At 67.3% G+C, this 15,814-nt stretch carries 14 protein-coding genes; 4 read left to right on the top strand and 10 right to left on the bottom strand.

What is annotated here, in order from left to right:
* Positions 1-25: 25 nt before the first annotated feature.
* Positions 26-1,669 (top strand): hypothetical protein, encoded by a 1,644-nt coding sequence (locus OHA70_RS09950; RefSeq protein ID WP_328330886.1) that lies wholly within the window; start codon positions 26-28, stop codon positions 1,667-1,669.
* 21 nt (positions 1,670-1,690) lie between these two features.
* Here OHA70_RS09950 and OHA70_RS09945 read toward each other — a convergent pair whose 3' ends face one another.
* Positions 1,691-2,269 carry a hypothetical protein gene (locus tag OHA70_RS09945; protein WP_328330884.1) on the bottom strand — a complete coding sequence of 193 codons (579 nt, stop codon included), beginning with the start codon at positions 2,267-2,269 and terminating at the stop codon, positions 1,691-1,693.
* A gap of 24 nt (positions 2,270-2,293) precedes the next feature.
* Here OHA70_RS09945 and OHA70_RS09940 point away from each other — a divergent pair, with 24 nt between their 5' ends.
* Together OHA70_RS09940 and OHA70_RS09935 are read left to right on the top strand one after the other, a co-directional pair.
* Entirely contained in the window at positions 2,294-3,937 is a 1,644-nt protein-coding gene (locus OHA70_RS09940) for a recombinase family protein (protein ID WP_328330882.1), read from the top strand.
* A 34-nt stretch (positions 3,938-3,971) separates the two neighbouring features.
* Entirely contained in the window at positions 3,972-5,786 is a 1,815-nt protein-coding gene (locus OHA70_RS09935) for an NHL domain-containing thioredoxin family protein (RefSeq protein ID WP_328330880.1), read from the top strand.
* Here OHA70_RS09935 and OHA70_RS09930 read toward each other — a convergent pair.
* The 6 genes from OHA70_RS09930 to OHA70_RS09905 form a co-directional block, all read right to left on the bottom strand.
* Positions 5,776-6,024 carry a DUF6458 family protein gene (locus OHA70_RS09930; protein WP_328330878.1) on the bottom strand — a complete coding sequence of 83 codons (249 nt, stop codon included), beginning with the start codon at positions 6,022-6,024 and terminating at the stop codon, positions 5,776-5,778. The two genes, OHA70_RS09935 and OHA70_RS09930, sit on opposite strands and share 11 nt — an antisense overlap.
* A 67-nt stretch (positions 6,025-6,091) precedes the next feature.
* Positions 6,092-6,862, bottom strand: a complete 771-nt coding sequence (locus tag OHA70_RS09925) for a DUF4097 family beta strand repeat-containing protein (protein ID WP_328330876.1) — start codon at positions 6,860-6,862, stop codon at positions 6,092-6,094.
* A 117-nt stretch (positions 6,863-6,979) separates the two neighbouring features.
* Positions 6,980-8,227 (bottom strand): hypothetical protein, encoded by a 1,248-nt coding sequence (locus OHA70_RS09920; protein WP_328330874.1) that lies wholly within the window; start codon positions 8,225-8,227, stop codon positions 6,980-6,982.
* Complete coding sequence (locus OHA70_RS09915) at positions 8,224-8,886, bottom strand: hypothetical protein (protein ID WP_328330872.1); 663 nt, start codon at positions 8,884-8,886, stop codon at positions 8,224-8,226. The genes OHA70_RS09920 and OHA70_RS09915 overlap by 4 nt, the downstream gene beginning before the upstream one ends.
* The gene (locus OHA70_RS09910; RefSeq protein WP_328330870.1) at positions 8,883-10,142 is read right to left on the bottom strand and encodes a hypothetical protein; all 1,260 of its coding nucleotides are present in this window, start codon (positions 10,140-10,142) and stop codon (positions 8,883-8,885) included. Before OHA70_RS09910 ends, OHA70_RS09915 begins: the two co-directional genes overlap by 4 nt.
* 270 nt (positions 10,143-10,412) lie before the next feature.
* Complete coding sequence (locus OHA70_RS09905) at positions 10,413-12,272, bottom strand: acyl-CoA dehydrogenase (protein WP_328330868.1); 1,860 nt, start codon at positions 12,270-12,272, stop codon at positions 10,413-10,415.
* 86 nt (positions 12,273-12,358) lie between these two features.
* Between OHA70_RS09905 and OHA70_RS09900 the strand changes: the two genes are divergently transcribed.
* Positions 12,359-12,877, top strand: coding sequence for a histidine phosphatase family protein (locus tag OHA70_RS09900; RefSeq protein ID WP_328330866.1), 519 nt, complete (start codon positions 12,359-12,361; stop codon positions 12,875-12,877).
* On the opposite strand, the gene OHA70_RS09895 is transcribed toward OHA70_RS09900, so the two are convergent.
* From OHA70_RS09895 to OHA70_RS09885, 3 genes are all read right to left on the bottom strand, one after another.
* Positions 12,865-13,791, bottom strand: a complete 927-nt coding sequence (locus OHA70_RS09895) for an endo-beta-N-acetylglucosaminidase H (protein ID WP_328330864.1) — start codon at positions 13,789-13,791, stop codon at positions 12,865-12,867. The two genes, OHA70_RS09900 and OHA70_RS09895, sit on opposite strands and share 13 nt — an antisense overlap.
* A gap of 115 nt (positions 13,792-13,906) precedes the next feature.
* The gene (locus OHA70_RS09890; protein WP_328330862.1) at positions 13,907-15,289 is read right to left on the bottom strand and encodes a hypothetical protein; all 1,383 of its coding nucleotides are present in this window, start codon (positions 15,287-15,289) and stop codon (positions 13,907-13,909) included.
* The gene (locus tag OHA70_RS09885; protein WP_328330860.1) at positions 15,286-15,786 is read right to left on the bottom strand and encodes a SigE family RNA polymerase sigma factor; all 501 of its coding nucleotides are present in this window, start codon (positions 15,784-15,786) and stop codon (positions 15,286-15,288) included. Before OHA70_RS09885 ends, OHA70_RS09890 begins: the two co-directional genes overlap by 4 nt.
* Positions 15,787-15,814: the final 28 nt, after the last annotated feature.

Genomic DNA, 15,814 nt, shown 5'->3' with positions numbered 1-15,814 from the left:
GCCGGTCGGCGGTAATCTCGCCAGAGTGACAAAGTCACGAGGCCGGGACGGACGCGGCAGCCACTTACGGTTGGTCGACTCCGGTTCAGGCCCGACCCCAGGGCAGCCGCCGGCGGGTGTCGTGGGGACAGACCTCGACACCACGCCGAGCGTCGCCGTGCTGGACACCCTGCAGGAGACGCTGCTGCTCGACCTGGCGGCGGCCCCGCCCGCGCTCCATCCGGTCATCGCCGAGGCATCAGTGGCTCGGTCCGCGGCGATGCTGGCCGACCAGCTGTGGCCGGCTGGCCAGCCTGACGAGATCGGCGAGGTCGAGCGGTTCTTCTGGGCTGATGCGGCCCGCGTGCTGGGGGAACGGCGCGACGCGGATTCCTTTGTGTTGTTGACGAGTTTGGCTCGAACCGTCGGACCGGCTGGCCGGCTGCCGTTGCAGCGGGCTCACTTGTCGCGGGGGCGTACGCAGTACGACGTACCGGACTGGGTGGCGCGGATCGCTGGGTTCCGGCTGACGAGCGCGATCGTGTCGGAGGACGTCACGGGGGATGGGCTGAGCGTCGTACTGGATTATGACGACGAGCAGCATCCGCACACCGTGGTTGTGTTTGTGGACAACAATCTTGGTGCGATCGCGAAGGATGTGTTTGTCGGGCCGCCGGTGGATCGGGTGGTCGAGGCATACCAGCGCGGTGGGCGGGTGAGCGTGCGGACTGTGCGGCCGGCGACAGCGGCGGGGATCATCCTGCAGGCGTTGGGCGAGACGCACGACTCCGACGATCCGCCGGTGACGGAGGACTTCGAGTTCTTCTCCGGATTGCTGGTGAATCGGCTGACGCAGTTGCCGGAGCGGCCGGTGCGACCGCCGGTGCGGGCGCAGTTGTCCGCGCGGCAACGGGATCAGCTGGTGGACGAGTTCCTCGAATCGCCTTTTGCTGTTGGGCTGCCGGATGAGGCGGCCGATGTCGCGCGACTGTGGATCGACCACGCCGTGGATCAGACGGTTGGCGGGCCGCTGCGGGTGAGCGCAGTACTGGTGGAGCTCTTCCTCTCGCACTGGCTGCCCCGCAAGGTGCTTGCCGACAGCACCTACTTCGCCGCCGTACCACCGGTGGTCAAAGCCTGGCTGGCTTTCGCCGGCGAGCGCACGGCCCTTGACTTGGACGCGATAGAGGAAGCAGCAGACGCCGTAGACGTCTGGAGCCCTGCCCTGGAGGCAGTCGCCCTAACTGACCCGATTCGCCCGCTGTCCGGCGAACGAGTCTTCCTGGACGACACCAGCGCCGACCTAGAAGAGGCCTACCGCACCCTCGCCGGCCTGGGCGCCCCTCCCCGCCCCGACCTACGAGGCCTGGACAAGTCCCAAGCAGCAACCCTCTCCGTCCTGGCTCCCCACGCCTGGCTCCTAGCCGGCGAAACCCTAGGCACCAGCTACGCCGCCGAAGCCTTCGACATAGCCGACCGCCTGGTCCGAGAAGCCCCCGACCTCCTCACCAAGGCCCGCCTCTCCACCTGGCCCCGAGCCATCGTCTGGCTCCAGGCCCACCGCCACCGCCTGGTAGGCCCCGGCGAACCCCTAACCCCCCAAGCCCTAGCCGCCGAACTCTCCTCGTCGGCCCCCACCCTCCGCAAAACCGCCAAACTCCTCACAGACACCCTGATCCTGCCCCGCTGAAAGTGCGAGTGGGATGGGTTGTCAGGAGTAGGTGATGGGGGTTTGGTGGTGGAGGGAGTGTTGGGCTGCGCGGAGGTAGAGGGCTACGTAGAAAGATGCGTCCAAGTCGTTGGTCCACTGGCCCGGGTGGGTGGCGGCGAGGTCTTTCGCGGGGCCGTCCAGGAACCAGCTGGTGAGGTCCAAGTTGTGCGGCGCGGAGGGGACCTCGGAGGGTAAAGCGATGGCGCTCGCCAGCTTCTCGGCGATTGCCTGTACCTGCGGGGCTCCGGCGATCGTGGTCGACTCGGTGTAGCGAGACTCGATCGGTAAGTGGATCGGGTGATCGAGGGATACCGGGACCAGGACCGTCCAGCTGCACAGGATCTCGAACTCCTGCGTCGAAAGATGCTGCCCGCCAAGGATGCTGAAGCCGTCCATGGGAGGAACCAGCTTTTCCTCGAAGGACGTGCTGGGATCGGAGGTCGCCGCCGGCCCGGGGTGGTACGGCGGCAGACCCAGCCGCTCGAGCTCGGCGTTCAGAGCCATCGCGGTCTCGGCCCAGCCACCCTCGCTGTCATCGAACCAGTCCTCGGCGCCGACGCTGAAGAGATACATACCCACGCCCGCAAACTACCCCGCGCCAGGGTGACCGGCGCACCAGGCGTTGTCTGCGGCCGAAACTGTCGGTTGCGTCGGGTAGACCGGTGGCACCAGCGATACCGGAAACGCTTGGTGGCAAGGGAGTCTTCGATGGCAATCAACCGGCAGTATGCGGACCTCTATCTGCGGATCTCCATCGACAAGCAAGGAAAGACCACCATCGAGCGGCAGGAGGCGGACTGCCGGGCTTGGGCGAGGAGGAGCGGGCTGCAGGTCCGGCAGAGCCACGTCGATCGTGGTCGGTCGGCCTATTCGCCGGGAGTCGATCGGGAAGGCTTGAGGGACGCGCTTGCGGCCGTGTCGTCAGGTGTCGTAGGAACACTGGTTGTCTGGAAGCTCGACCGGCTGTCTCGGCAGGGGATAGGTGAGGTCGGGCTTGTACTGGACGAGATCAGCGCATCAGGTGGGCGCCTTGTATCCGTCCAGGACAATCTCGATACGTCGAAGGCAGAAGATCGCCAGGTGATCGGTCTGCTCGCCAAGCTGGCTCATTCGGAATCCGAGAACCTCGGCCTCCGGATCCGCTCGGCCAAGACGTTTCTCCGTGCGCAGGGTCGCTGGATCGGTGGCGCACCGCCCTACGGCCTGGTCAACAGGGGCGGCCAGCTGTACGTCGAGCCGCAGACTGGCGCTGTCGTGCGTGAGATTGCGCGCCGCCTGCTGGGTGGTGAGTCGCTCACAGCCGTCGCGCGGTGGCTGAATGCGACCGGAGTGCCGTCGCCGCGGGGTGGACGATGGGGCATTGGAACGATCGCGTCGTTGGTGCGTGGACCGACGGTGGTGGGATTGATGCCGGAGACGATCAAGAAGGACGACGGCCGGTACTCCGGGCAGGTGCGGCCATGGCGAGACCCCGAGACCGGCCAGGCGATATCGATCATGGGGCCTGGCCAGGAACCGCTGATCTCCCAGATGGACCAGGTGCGGATCCTGGCGGCATTCGACGAGCGGATGATCTTGTCGAAGTACGGGCGGAGTAAGGGAGGGCAGGCAGTCGAGAGTCAGTACCTGCTGACCGGACTGCTCCGTTGTGCGGAATGCGGCGAGCGGATGAGCAGATCAGGCAATTCGTATCGCTGCCAGGCGGTCCGCCTCGGACGTCAATGCCCGGCTCCCGGAGGCGCCTATAGGCCGGCCTTGGACAACGCCGTACAGGAGGCGTGGTTTTGTCGGCTGACCACTGCTGATGAAGGTGATCCACTGTTGACGGTGGTGGCAGATCGCTTGGCTTTCCGGCAGGATCCGGCAGGTGTCGCCAGGCATCGTTCTGTTCTTTCTGCGCTGGAGGATGAGCGCTCGGCGCTGTCCGTTCTGGATCAGGACTACTACGTTCGGCGGTTCATCGATCGTGACCGCTATCTGTCGTTGAGCCAGGCGGTAACGCGGAGGATGGACGGCCTACGCCAGAGTCTCGAACGCATTCGCCTCCCGCAGATCGACCTGGCGTTCTTCCTGGAGCCGGCACGACTGCAGGAGCGGTGGTCGGCGACGGATGTCGTCGAAAGGCGTGGCCTGCTGGAGTTGGCCATCCGGGAGGTCCGGGTGAATCAGGGCATGCAGGGCCGGAGGTTCGAGCCGAGCAGCCGTCTGGTGATCGGATGGGCGAGTGACCGGCCGGTGGACGGCTGATCGGGCTCTTTGCCGACGTGGGGACAATGGGCGGGTGACTTCTGCAAGCTCAGCATCCGGTCCCCGTCGTCCCCTCGTTCGCGCGCCCGAGCTCCGTGGACGCGGCTGGCTCAACACCGGTGGCAAGTCCTATTCGATCTCGGACTTCCGCGGGCGCGCCGTCCTCCTCGATTTCTGGACCTTCTGCTGCATCAACTGTCTTCATGTTCTTGACGAGTTGCGGCCCCTGGAAGAGAAGTATGGGGATGCGTTGGTGATTGTGGGGGTGCATTCGCCTAAGTTTGCGCATGAGGGGGAAGAAGCCGCGGTTAAGGCTGCGGTGGAGCGGTATGAGGTGGGGCATCCGGTGTTGGATGATCCGGAGCTGGTGACCTGGGGGAATTACACCGCGAGGGCCTGGCCGACGTTGGTGTTGGTGGATCCGAATGGGTACATCGTGGCTCAGTACTCCGGGGAGGGGCATGAGCATGCGTTGGATGCTCAGCTGGCGGAGTTGATTGCGGAGCATGAGAAGGCGGGGACGCTGACTCGGGGGAAGTCGCCCTATGTGGCGCCGGTGGCTGAGGCGGGGGAGTTGCGGTTTCCGGCGAAGGTTGTTGCCTTGGGCGACGGGTTTTTGGTGGCGGATGCTGGGAATCACAGCGTTGTCGAGTTGGCTGCTGACGCGACGACCGTGGTGCGGAGGTTCGGGACCGGGAAGCGCGGGTTCGAGGACGGTACACAGGCTGGGTTTTCTGAGCCCAACGGGGTGACGGTTTTGCCGGCGGAGGTTGCGCTGGAGGTTGGGTACGACGTGGTGGTGGCGGACACCGTCAACCATGCGCTGCGGGGGATCAAGCTCGAGACCGGCGAAGTGAGCACGCTGGTTGGTACGGGGAAGCAGTGGATGGATGGCGACGGGACCGGCGTACTGAGTTCGCCGTGGGATGTCGCGTGGTGGCAGGGCAAGGTGTGGATTGCGATGGCTGGGGTTCATCAGTTGTGGACCTTCGATCCATTCACCAAGACAACCGAGGTGGCTGCGGGTACGACCAACGAAGGGCTGCGCGACGGGGCGTTGGAGCAGGCGTGGTTTGCGCAGACTTCGGGGCTCGCGGCAGACGGCGACAGGCTTTGGCTGGCCGATTCGGAGATCTCGGCGCTGCGCTGGGTCGAAGGCACTGAGGTGCATACCGCGATCGGGACCGGGCTGTTCGACTTCGGGCTGCGGGACGGCAAGGCCGAGGAGGCGTTGCTGCAGCACCCGCTCGGGGTGACGGTGCTGCCGGATGGGTCGATCGCGATCTCAGATACCTATAACGGCGCCGTACGCCGGTACGCCCCGTCCACCAACACGGTCGAAACGATGGCCACCGGACTGGCCGAGCCCAGCGGAGCTGTTGTCGCGGGCAACGACCTGCTCGTCGTCGAGTCGGCAGCGCACCGGCTGACCCGGGTCCCGCTCGGCGCCTCGGCCAAGGCGGACGAGTTCAGCACCCGCACCCAGCGCCCACCGATGGAGATCGCCGCCGGCGAGGTCACCCTCGACGTCGTTTTCACCCCGCCGCCGGGCCAGAAGCTGGACGACCGCTACGGCCCGTCCACGCGGCTGCTCGTCTCATCAACGCCGGAGGCACTGCTCAAAGAGGGGGCGGGCGACTCGACGGACCTGACCAGGCAGCTCGTGATCGACGAGCGGGTCGGCGACGGCGTGCTGCACGTCGCAGTACAGGCCGCTTCTTGTGACGACTCGACAGCGGTGGAGTTCCCGGCCTGTCACATGCACCGGCAGGACTGGGGCGTGCCAATCCGGGTCACCGCCGATGGCAGTGCCCGGCTTGAGCTGGTTCTGTCGGGAGCTACTCCTTGATGTCGCGGTGGTGCTCCTCGACGACCCGGTACTCCTCTTCGATCGCCGGGTCGATCGCGTCGGTCGGGACGCGGCGGCGCCGGTTCGTGATGTAGAACGAGAGCACGATGCCGGCCAGTCCGGCGAGCATCAGGATGTAGCCGACCGCCGTCAGATCGACGGCATCCCAGCTGTCACGGACGGCGAAGGCCAGGATCGCGCCGACCACCATCAGGAAGATCCCCACACCGATGCTCATGTCGAGCCCTCCTCGTAGCGAATGTGACTCCAGCGTACGAGGTACCCGAGCGTAAACCTACGGAGAGTCAGCCCGCAGCGAGCGTGACGTCACCGCTGACCGTGTCCGCGTCGATGGTGTGGCCGCCGTCGGGGTTGTTGCCGAGCCCGTTGTCGACCTCGCCGCTATGGGTCTTGGTGGAGACCTTGTAGTCCCCTGACGGCGCAGTCACCTCGACGTCGCCGCTCGTCCCCTTCGCCCGTACGTCGGTGGCCTCGTCGAGCTCGAGCCGCAGATCTCCCGAGGTGGTCTCGACGGTCACCGGACCGCCCTTGAGGTGCTTGGCCTCGATGTCGCCCGAATTCGCGGTGACCTCGAGCTTGCCGGCCAGCCGGTCGATCTCGACGTCCCCCGACGTCAGGTCGAGCTTCACGTCACCCGTCACGTCGGTCAGCTTGACCTGGCCCGACCGCGAGCTGGCCTCGACCCCACTGGCCCCCGTGACGGACAGGTCACCGCTGCCGTTGGAGCCCGTCACCTTCGTCCCCCGTGGCACGGTGACGACGAAGTCGGCCCGGCACTGCCAGCCGCAGTTGCCGTCGAGCTTCAGCGTCTCCCCGTCGACCGTGAACGCGTCGCCGTGCTTGACCAGCCAGTACGACCGCTTCTCCTCGACCGTCGTCTTGTCGACGTCGGCCACCTTGATGGTGACGTCGGCGTTCGGCGAGTCCAGCCGGACGACGGAGATCTTGTCGGTCACCTCGTGCGTGCTGTTCGAGTCCTTGTCCCCGAACGTCCACAACGCCATCCCGGCCCCCGCCACCAACAGCAGTGCGCCCACCTGCCCGGTCGTAGCCATCGCCATCCACCTCTGCTCGTCCCCACCTGGTGGCAAGACAGTAGGCCGGTACTACGGACCGCCGGATCAGGCAGAACCCCCAGACCAGCCCTGACGCCAGGCTCAGGGACAGGGGCGTCAGGACCGGTACTCACCCCGGCTCACCGCAGCCGGAAGGTCATCCGTCAACGCGCCGAAGAACGTCCGCGCCCACAGGTCATCGCCATGCCAGTAGGGCCCGTCATCGCCAGGCAACGAGGCCGGCGCGTTGCCACTCCTCAACGCCCGTCGGCAGTCCGCGCACAACGGCAGCGTCAATGTGGCGCCGTCGGACTCGACCTGGGTCGGTCGCCCGGATGCCCTTCCATGCAAGGGATTGAAGGCACACAGCGGCTGTACTGCGACAGGCTTGCGCCCGGCCGCGAGCGCCTGCGCGACGTCGTACTCGCGTCGCCCCTGATCCAGCAGCACCATCGCGCCCACCACGTCGACCAGGTCGCGGGAAGCGTCGAGCACCCGCCCCGCAGCGTCGTGGCAATCCAACGCGAGCTGCTGGTGTCGCAACCCTGCGCCGGCCACCGTCGGCAAGGCGGCCAGATCCGAGCCGAGCTTGGTGAGTTCCGCAGTGTTCTCAGCAGTCAACCGGCGCCGGCGCTCGGCGGCGACGGTCGCGGCGACGTGCGGCGGAATGCTGAACGCCTTCTCCTTACGTGGACTCAGCTGGGCCGAACCGCCACGGCGTCGGAGACCGAGGAAGAGGCCAAGAGCGACCATCAGCGCGACGACGGCCACGATGACCCCCAGCGCGATCTGCCCACCCGACAGACCACTCTCCTCGTCATCACTGTCAGAAGAAGAAGCTCCGCCGCTGGAGGTCGTGCGCGTCGGTTGAGGCAGCGCAGGACCGGCCAGCAGCTCGTAGAAGCGGGTCAAAACCTCAGTAGGCCCCGCGTCGTACCCGGTGTCGTCCAGCGCGCGATCGCGAGCCGGGCTGAGCTTGTCCTCGTCCAATTGCGGGAGGTCCTTCGCGGAGTACCAGGGGAAGCGTCCACCGCCGTCGACCACGACGTACAGGCCGGGTTTGCGGAGCGCGTCGGAGACCAGCGTGATGACATTGGACTCCTTGCCCTGGAAGGCGTCGCCCGGCGTCAGCGGCAGGATGATCGTGTAGACCGGATAGCCGAGTGCCTTGGCCTTCGCCCGTACTCCGGTCCGCTGGGCCTCCGGCATCGCCGGGGCGTAGACCGGGTCGATGTAGAGCGGGTCCTTGGTCAGCGCCGTCGCGATCTGCTTCGCCCGCTCGGCCGGCGTCTGGTTCCCGGCGGCTGTCGCGGTCAACGGAGCCGCGACGAAGAGCAGGGCGAGCAGGACCAGTACGCGCTTCACAGCCGACCTCCACGTCGATGGGCGACCAGTGCGGCCAGTCCCAGTACAGGTACGGCGAGGAGTGCCCCGCCGAGTAGCCCGAGCGTCAGCCCGCCCAGGCTGTTGCCGATCGCCGACTTCACCGTGAACCGGTCCTCGTCCCTGTCGTACGTCCGCTCCGGCCTCGGCGGCTGGGGCGTCGTCCGGGCGGGTTCCTTCTCGTACCGGTCGCTGAACCGGACAGTGTCCAGGTAGTCGCCGACTTGCCCGGCCACACTCTCGTCCTTGGTCGCGTACGTCGCGCTGCCGTAGGCCTGCGCCGCGACCAGGTGAGCCGCGCCCATCACGGTGTAGCCGTCCACGACCAGGTAGATACCGGGCTTCCCGTTGGCCGCGGCCAGCCAGCCCGCCAGCAGCACGGTGTCGCCCTTCTCTTGGAACCAGGTCCCCGTCGGTACCAGAGCGACATACACCGGCACCTGTGCAGAGGAGACCCGCTCGACGACGCCCTTGGTGTCTAGCGAGCTGTAGAGCGGATCGACGTACAGAGGTGTGGTCTTCCAGGCAGCGACCGCTGCTGTCACCCGTGGGTCGCTGGGGATCCCAGCAGCCGAGGCAGGGAGCACAGAGGTGAAGAACAGGAACAGGCCGGCCAGGACCAACAGTCCAAGGCGCTTCATCGGTCACCCCTGCTGACGCGCTCGGTCAGGTCGTCCTCGAGAGCACCGAAGCCGGTAGCCACCAGTGGCTGCTCCTTCGGGTTCAGAGTCCAGTAGGGCACGGCCTTGCGGTCCAGGTGCAGCAGACCGGACTTCTTCCACACCAGGAACCCCCGCGGAGTCTCGCCACGCGCCAGTACCTTCGAACAGCTCCCACAAGCCGGTACTTCCGTCTCGTCGGACCAGGAGGCCTGTACGGTCCCCGGCTCGTGCAGTGGGTTGAAGAAGCACGGCGGCTGGACATCGAGGCCACTAGCGGCCTGGTGCGCCTGCCGGGCCAGTACGAACGCACCAGCGGGTGCGGTGAGGTCGCCGGTCTCGTCGGCGCGCAACGTACGGGCTGCAGCCAGCCGTGCCTTGGCGTCGTCGCGCTGGTCCAGCACCTCGGAGGTGACATCGGTCCGGGAGATCTGCGCTTCGAGGCGCTTGAGCGTCTTGCCCGCCTTGACGATCCACCGGTCGGCCTTGCCCCGCACGGACCAGACGTCGACCGGCCTGGTGACGCCGCTCTCGGTGCCACGCTTGCGCGGGGTGCTGGCCTTACGGCGGTGCCGCAGGGTGAGCGTGATGACCAGGAAGAAGCCGAGCACCCCGCCGACGCCCATCCCGATGAACGCGGCCCGGTCGCCCTTGTCCGTCGCGGACATGCCCTCGTCGTCGTACGTGCGCCTTTTGATCAGATCGTCGGCCGCGACCGGCGGCAGGGCCCGTCCGTCCCACGCCGTCGCCGCCTGCTGGATCGTCCGCACGATGCGCGGCGCCGGCCGGTCCGGGATGACGTCGTTGTCCTGCTTGTCATCGAGCTGTACTCCGGTGAGGTCCCGCCCCTGTAGTCCGCCCGGCCGGATCAGGATCTCCCTGCCGGACCAGTAGTCGTTGGAGACGGTCCACACCAGGTAGAGGCCGGGCTGCCCGACGCGTGCCTGCAGCAGGGTGGGCAGGTCCAGCCACTCCTCGTCCGGGTTCGGCGTACGCGGCAACAGTGCGACGTACACGGCGAACGGAACGGTACGGGTGGCGGCCTTGATCCGGGCCAGCTCGGACGCCGGGATGCCCGGCCGCAACGCGTCGTACACGTAGATGCGGTCGGTCTTCCAGCCGGCGGCGATCTGATCCGGAAGCTCGGGTGGGGCCGGCGGCGTCGCGGCGGCGGGGGACGGGGCGAGGAACGCGAGGACGGCAAGAAGCGCGCCGAGGCGGGGGATTCGGGCGGACATCGCGCTCAGCCTACGACGTCTCGAGTGGTTCACCTCTGCACTGACGCCGCTGTGGTCGTACCGGTTCCGAAGCTTCCGGTGAATAGCCGCTGCCCTGGCCCGGACAGGGGAGACCGGGCCAGGGATGCGGTACCACTCGGGCGAAACTCTTCCGTGGATCGAGCGCCCCGGACAGGGCAGATCGACGGGCAGCCAAGGGGCAGAACGGGGCGGATCGAAGGGCGACTCGGCGGAAGGGAGGGGGTACCGTCCGCGGAGTCGCCCCTCAGCTCAGAAGGCCGACTCGGGCAGGTCCATCACGTCGAGGTCGGTCAGCTCGGCCTTGATCCGCTCGGCGCGGACGGTCGGCATCGTCGACCGGACGAACCACTGCGCGGCGGCCAGCTTGCCGGTGTAGAAGTCCTGGTCGGCCGGGGACAGCTCGCCGCCGAGCTTCTCCAGCGCGACCTCGGCCTGCCGCAGCATCAGCCAGGAGCAGACGACGTCGCCGAGCACGTAGAGCAGCCGGGAGGTGTTCAGGCCGACCTTGTAGATGTTGCGCGGGTCGCCGTTCTCGGCCTGCGGGTTGCTCGACATCAGCGCCTGGCCCATCACGCCGAGGATCTTCTGGGTGTCCTCGAGGCCCTTGGCGAGCAGCCCGCGCTCCTCCTTCAGCCGCCCGTTGCCCGCCTCGGAGGCGACGAACGCCTGGATCTGCTCGGACAGGTGGCCGAGCGCCTGGCCCTGGTCCTTGATGATCTTGCGGAAGAACAGGTCCTGGCCCTGGATCGCGGTGGTGCCCTCGTACAGGGTGTCGATCTTGGCGTCGCGGACGTACTGCTCGATCGGGTAGTCCTGCAGGAAGCCGGATCCACCGAAGGTCTGCAGCGACTCGGTGCCGAGCAGCGTCCACGACTTCTCGGAGCCGTAGCCCTTCACCAGCGGCAGCAGCAGGTCGTTGACCCGCTCGGCCTCGAGGTCGTGCTCACCGGCGTACCGGGCCTGCTCCGCGCGGTCCTGGTACGTCGCGGTGAAGAGCACCAGCGCGCGCAGCGCCTCGGAGTACGCCTTCTGAGTGAGCAGTGAGCGCCGTACGTCGGGGTGGTGCGTGATCGTCACGCGGGGCGCGTCCTTGGCCGGGTTGGTCAGGTCTGCGCCCTGCACCCGCTCCTTGGCGTACTCGAGTGCGTTCAGGTAGCCGGTCGAGAGGGTGGCGATCGCCTTGGTGCCGACCATCATCCGGGCGTACTCGATCACCTGGAACATCTGCGCGATGCCGTCGTGCACCTCGCCGAGCAGGTAGCCCTTCGCCGGGGTGTTCTCGCCGAAGGTGATCTCGCAGGTGGTGGAGACCTTGATGCCCATCTTCTTCTCGACGTTCGTGACGAAGGCGCCGTTGCGCTCACCCGTCAGCTCGCCGGTCTCCGGGTCGAAGTCGTACTTCGGCACGATGAAGAGGCTCAGACCCTTGGTACCCGGACCGCCGGCGCCCTCGATGCCCTGCGGACGCGCGAGCACCAGGTGGACGATGTTCTCGGTCATGTCGTGCTCGCCCGAGGTGATGAAGCGTTTGACGCCCTCGATGTGCCACGTGCCGTCGTCCTGCAGCGTCGCCTTGGTGCGCCCGGCGCCGACGTCGGAGCCGGCGTCCGGCTCGGTCAGCACCATGGTCGCGCCCCAGCCACGGTCGATCATGATCTGGGCGATCTTCTTGTCGCGGTCGGTGCCGTTGCGCCAGAGCACGTGGGCGAAGTTCGGTCCGGCGGCGTAGATGTGCACGGCCGGGTTGGCGCCCAGCACCATCTCGGCGGCGGCCCAGCGCAGCGAGGGCGGGGTCGGCTGGCCACCGAGCTCCGGCGGCAGCTCGAGCTTCCACCACTCGGCGTCCATGTAGGCGTGGTAGCTCTTCTTGAACGACTCCGGCATCGTCACCTCGTGGGTGGCCGGGTCGAACACCGGCGGGTTCCGGTCGGCGTCCTCGAACGATCCGGCGATCTCGTTCTTCGCCAGCCGGTCGATCTCCGACAGCACCTCACGGGCGGTGTCGACGTCCATGTCGGCGTACGGGCCCTGTCCGAGCACCTCACCGCGCCCGAGCACCTCGAGCAGATTGAACTCGATGTCCCGCAGATTCGACTTGTAGTGGCTCACAGGGTTCCCCTACCTCTAGCTTTACTCACGAGTAACTTGAGTATATACCGGCCAGTAATGAACGCAAAGCAGATTGACTGTGAGCCATGCCGACGACGCTGATCTACGAGACGCACGCGACGACGCTGGACAACGAGAACGGCATCGCCACCGGGTGGTTGGCGGGAGAGCTGTCCGCGGCAGGGCGCAAGGAGGCGGCCGCGTTGGGCGCCAGGCGGCAGGGGGTCGACGTGGTCTTCAGTTCGGACCTGCGGCGGGCGGTGCAGACGGTCGAGCTAGCCGGGCTCCAGGCGCCGCACTTCATCGACTGGCGGCTGCGGGAGTGCAATTACGGGGATCTCAACGGGCGGCCGCGGGCAGAGTTGGAGCCTCGGGGCGCGCGGGTGGACGTGCCGTTTCCTGGCGGGCAGAGCTATCGAGAGGTCGTCGAATCCACCAGGTCGTTCCTCGGGGACATCAGACGCCTGTATGCCGGCAGCACGGTGCTGGTGGTTGCGCACTCGGCCAACAGGTGGGCATTGCAGCACCTGTTGGCCGAGGAGTCGCTGGAGGAGCTGGTGGCTGCGCCGTTCGACTGGCAGCCAGGGTGGATCTACGGCGTATAGACGGTGTTGCTGCCGTAGAGCTTTTGGGTGATGGCGGAGAGGTAGGTGGCGGTGTTGGACTCGGTGAGGTTGTACGTGAGGAAGACGCCGTAGCCCTCGGACACCGTGCGCTGGGCCAGGCTGACGGCGGTGCTCTGGCTGGTGGCGGTGTAGGAGATGGCGGCGGGCGAGAGCTTGGCTTTGGAGCTCGGGCCGCTCGGGACGCCCCACGTTCCGTAGTACGGGTTCCAGGCGTAGTTGAAGGTCTCGCGGATGCTCTGGCTGCCGCTGACCAGCCGGTCGGCCGCGGGGCCGATGTCGTACAGGGTGATGAGCTTGTTCGGGAGCTTGGCGCGCAGTGCCTGGACCAGCCAGATGAACGAGTCGGCGTTCGGCTGGCCGGTGCCGTTGTTGCCGTACTCGACGTACTCGTCGTCGAAGTCGATCCCGTCCAGGCCGTACCGGTTGACCGCGTCGGCCAGCTCCTGGGCGAACGCCTCGGCGGCGGCCTTGGTCGGGAAGTTCGCGAACCCGGCGCCCTGGTGGTTGCCGAGGATCGAGAGCAGGACCTTGATGCCCTTCTGCTGCAGCGGGCGGACCTGGGTGGCGACGTTGTTCAGCACGTTCGTCACCTGCGGGTTGAAGGACAGGTACGCCTTCTTGGCGGTCGTGTCGTAGTTGATGTTCGCCGCGAAGATCACCGCGACGTCGATCACCTGCGCACCGCCGTTCGCCAGCGTGTACTTGCCGGCGCTCAGCATGCTGTGGTCATTCACCTCGATGTAGGCGACCGTCACCGGCCCGGTCTTGGCCGCGGCGCGGCAGTCGCGGGTGGCGGCGGCTTCGGCGGGGATCGCCGCGCCGGTCGCGGCGACGGCGGTGGTCGCCGCGAGACCGGACAGCAGGGTTCGTCTACTGATGTTCGCTGGACTCATCGATCAGCTCCTGGTGGAGGGCGGGCGGGTGATCGCTAAACCGGTATAGCGACCCGATCCTCAACCGGCGCGGACGTTGTGTCAAGATGTCACTGCGGACAGTGACAGCCGTCGCTCAGAGCAGCCGGACGATCTTCGTACTGGTGCCGCGAGTGACCTTGACCGAGGCGCCCGCGCCGGCCGGGACGAGGAGCGCGTTCTTGCGGGGAGCGCTCCAAGCGGCGGTGCCGAACCGGTAGGACAGGTCGGCGTCCTTGGCGGCGACGGCCCAGCCCTGGTTGCCGGGCAGCTTGATGCTGACCGGCAGCGGCACCGCCGGGTCCGGTACGCCACCCTCGACGATTTTCGCCTGGCCGCTCTTCGGGATGATCACCGCGTAGAGATGGGTCGGATCCGGGTCGAACTGGAGCTCGCTCAGCAGCACCGTCGAGCCGTTCGGGGTGATCCCGTAGCCCACCCAGGCCGGCAGATAGGTGCCTTGGGCGCTCGGATCGCTCCCACCCATGAGCGCCAGCACGAAGTTCTCGTTCGCACTCGCCGCCAGGGCGCCGGCGCCGCTCGTCATCGGCCAGGTGACGTTCTTGACCGAACCGTCAGCCTGCTTGTCCCCGGTCCAGAGTCGCTGGTCGAAGTCCTCGGTGCTCGTCGCCGGCGCCAGCCCGTTGACGACCCGGTAGCCCTCCTTCTCGTCCGGTGGCATCAGGCTGACCTGGAGCGCGTACGGGTCGGTGCCGAGCGGGACCTTCACCACGCTGACGCCGTCCTCGAACTTCAGCGGCGTGTACTTCCGGACGCTGCCGCCCGCCTTCGTGTACTCGCGCTTGTAGGCCCAGCCCATGTCCTTGCCCAGGTCGATCACGACCATCGCCTGCTGCTTCTTGGCCGGCCCGGTCACGACCGCGGCGTCGAGCGAGGGGCCGGGGGTCGGGTAGCTGCCGGTGATGTACACCGTCTTGCCGGTGGCGTCCGTGCCGACGTAGCCGACCAGGGTGTGGATGCCTTCTTGGTCGATCTGCATGTTGCCGTGCTCGTGCAGGAACGAGTTCTGGACGACGATCGCGGCCTTGCCCGCCGGGGTGTTGCCCGCCCAGTAGACCTTCGACTCGCCGCGGAGGTCGTCGTAGATGCCGCGTTCCTTGTCGTACCCCTTCATCCGGCCCTGCTCCCAGGCGGTGACCGCGGCCGCGAGGAACGCCTTGTCGCCGGCTAGGTCGCCGCGGGTCTTGCCCTTCATCATGAAGCCGTACGGGTCGCCGCTGCCGATGCCGCCGGAGTCACTGATGTTCGGATGGGCGGGGGCCGGCGTCGGCAGGTACTGGATCACAGTGCTCGCCCCGGCGATGGCGACCAGGGTCAGCCCGGCCGCGACCAGAGCGGTCAGACGGCGACGGCGCAACCGCGAGGTGCCGCCTTTGCGGACCCGGTGGACCAGGTCGGAAGGGGCGTCGATGTGGTCGACCGCCGCGGTCAGTCGGTGCTTGAGCTCGGTGTCGGTCATCGCAGTCCTTCCAGGATCGCTGGTTCGGTGGTCAGGCGGAGCTTGTCGAGGGCTCTCGAGGTCTGGCTCTTGACCGTGCCGACCGAGCAGCCGAGCGCTTCGGCCGTCTGGGCCTCGGTGAGGTCTTCGTAGTACCGGAGCACGATCACGGCCCGCATCCGTGGCGGCAACTCCTGGAGCGCCGTCACCAGCTGGTCGCGGGTGACGATGTCGTCGGCGCGGTCAGGGCTCGGTTGGTCGGCGTGTTCGGAGACCAGAGACTCCGGCTTGCGCCCTTTGCGCCGCCAGCGGTTCGCGACCAGGTTGGCCAGCGTCTTGCGGGCGTACGCCTCGGGAGCGGTATGGATCCAGCGCCAGCGCACGTAGACACGCTCGTAGACCTCCTGGACGAGATCCTCCGCCGCAGGCCGGTCGCCGGTGAGCAGTACCGCCGTACGCAGCAACCTCGTCGAGGTTCCCCGCACGAAGTCGTCGAAGTCGTCGCCCCGGGTGACCATTCGACCCCCTTCTGTTCTGGTTACCGGT

Source organism: Kribbella sp. NBC_00382 (assembly GCF_036067295.1).
In the GTDB taxonomy this organism is placed as follows: Bacteria; Actinomycetota; Actinomycetes; order Propionibacteriales; family Kribbellaceae; genus Kribbella.
This window is presented reverse-complemented; position numbering and strand designations above follow the sequence as displayed.

What these genes read in the sequence shown, in the direction of transcription:
- OHA70_RS09895 (WP_328330864.1), bottom strand. Translation starts at nt 13,791, where the DNA reads ATGAGTCCAGCGAACATCAGTAGACGAACCCTGCTGTCCGGTCTCGCG.
- OHA70_RS09890 (WP_328330862.1), bottom strand. Translation starts at nt 15,289, where the DNA reads ATGACCGACACCGAGCTCAAGCACCGACTGACCGCGGCGGTCGACCAC.
- OHA70_RS09930 (WP_328330878.1), bottom strand. Translation starts at nt 6,024, where the DNA reads ATGAGCATCGGTGTGGGGATCTTCCTGATGGTGGTCGGCGCGATCCTG.
- OHA70_RS09925 (WP_328330876.1), bottom strand. Translation starts at nt 6,862, where the DNA reads ATGGCTACGACCGGGCAGGTGGGCGCACTGCTGTTGGTGGCGGGGGCC.
- OHA70_RS09900 (WP_328330866.1), top strand. Translation starts at nt 12,359, where the DNA reads ATGCCGACGACGCTGATCTACGAGACGCACGCGACGACGCTGGACAAC.
- OHA70_RS09885 (WP_328330860.1), bottom strand. Translation starts at nt 15,786, where the DNA reads ATGGTCACCCGGGGCGACGACTTCGACGACTTCGTGCGGGGAACCTCG.
- OHA70_RS09910 (WP_328330870.1), bottom strand. Translation starts at nt 10,142, where the DNA reads ATGTCCGCCCGAATCCCCCGCCTCGGCGCGCTTCTTGCCGTCCTCGCG.
- OHA70_RS09915 (WP_328330872.1), bottom strand. Translation starts at nt 8,886, where the DNA reads ATGAAGCGCCTTGGACTGTTGGTCCTGGCCGGCCTGTTCCTGTTCTTC.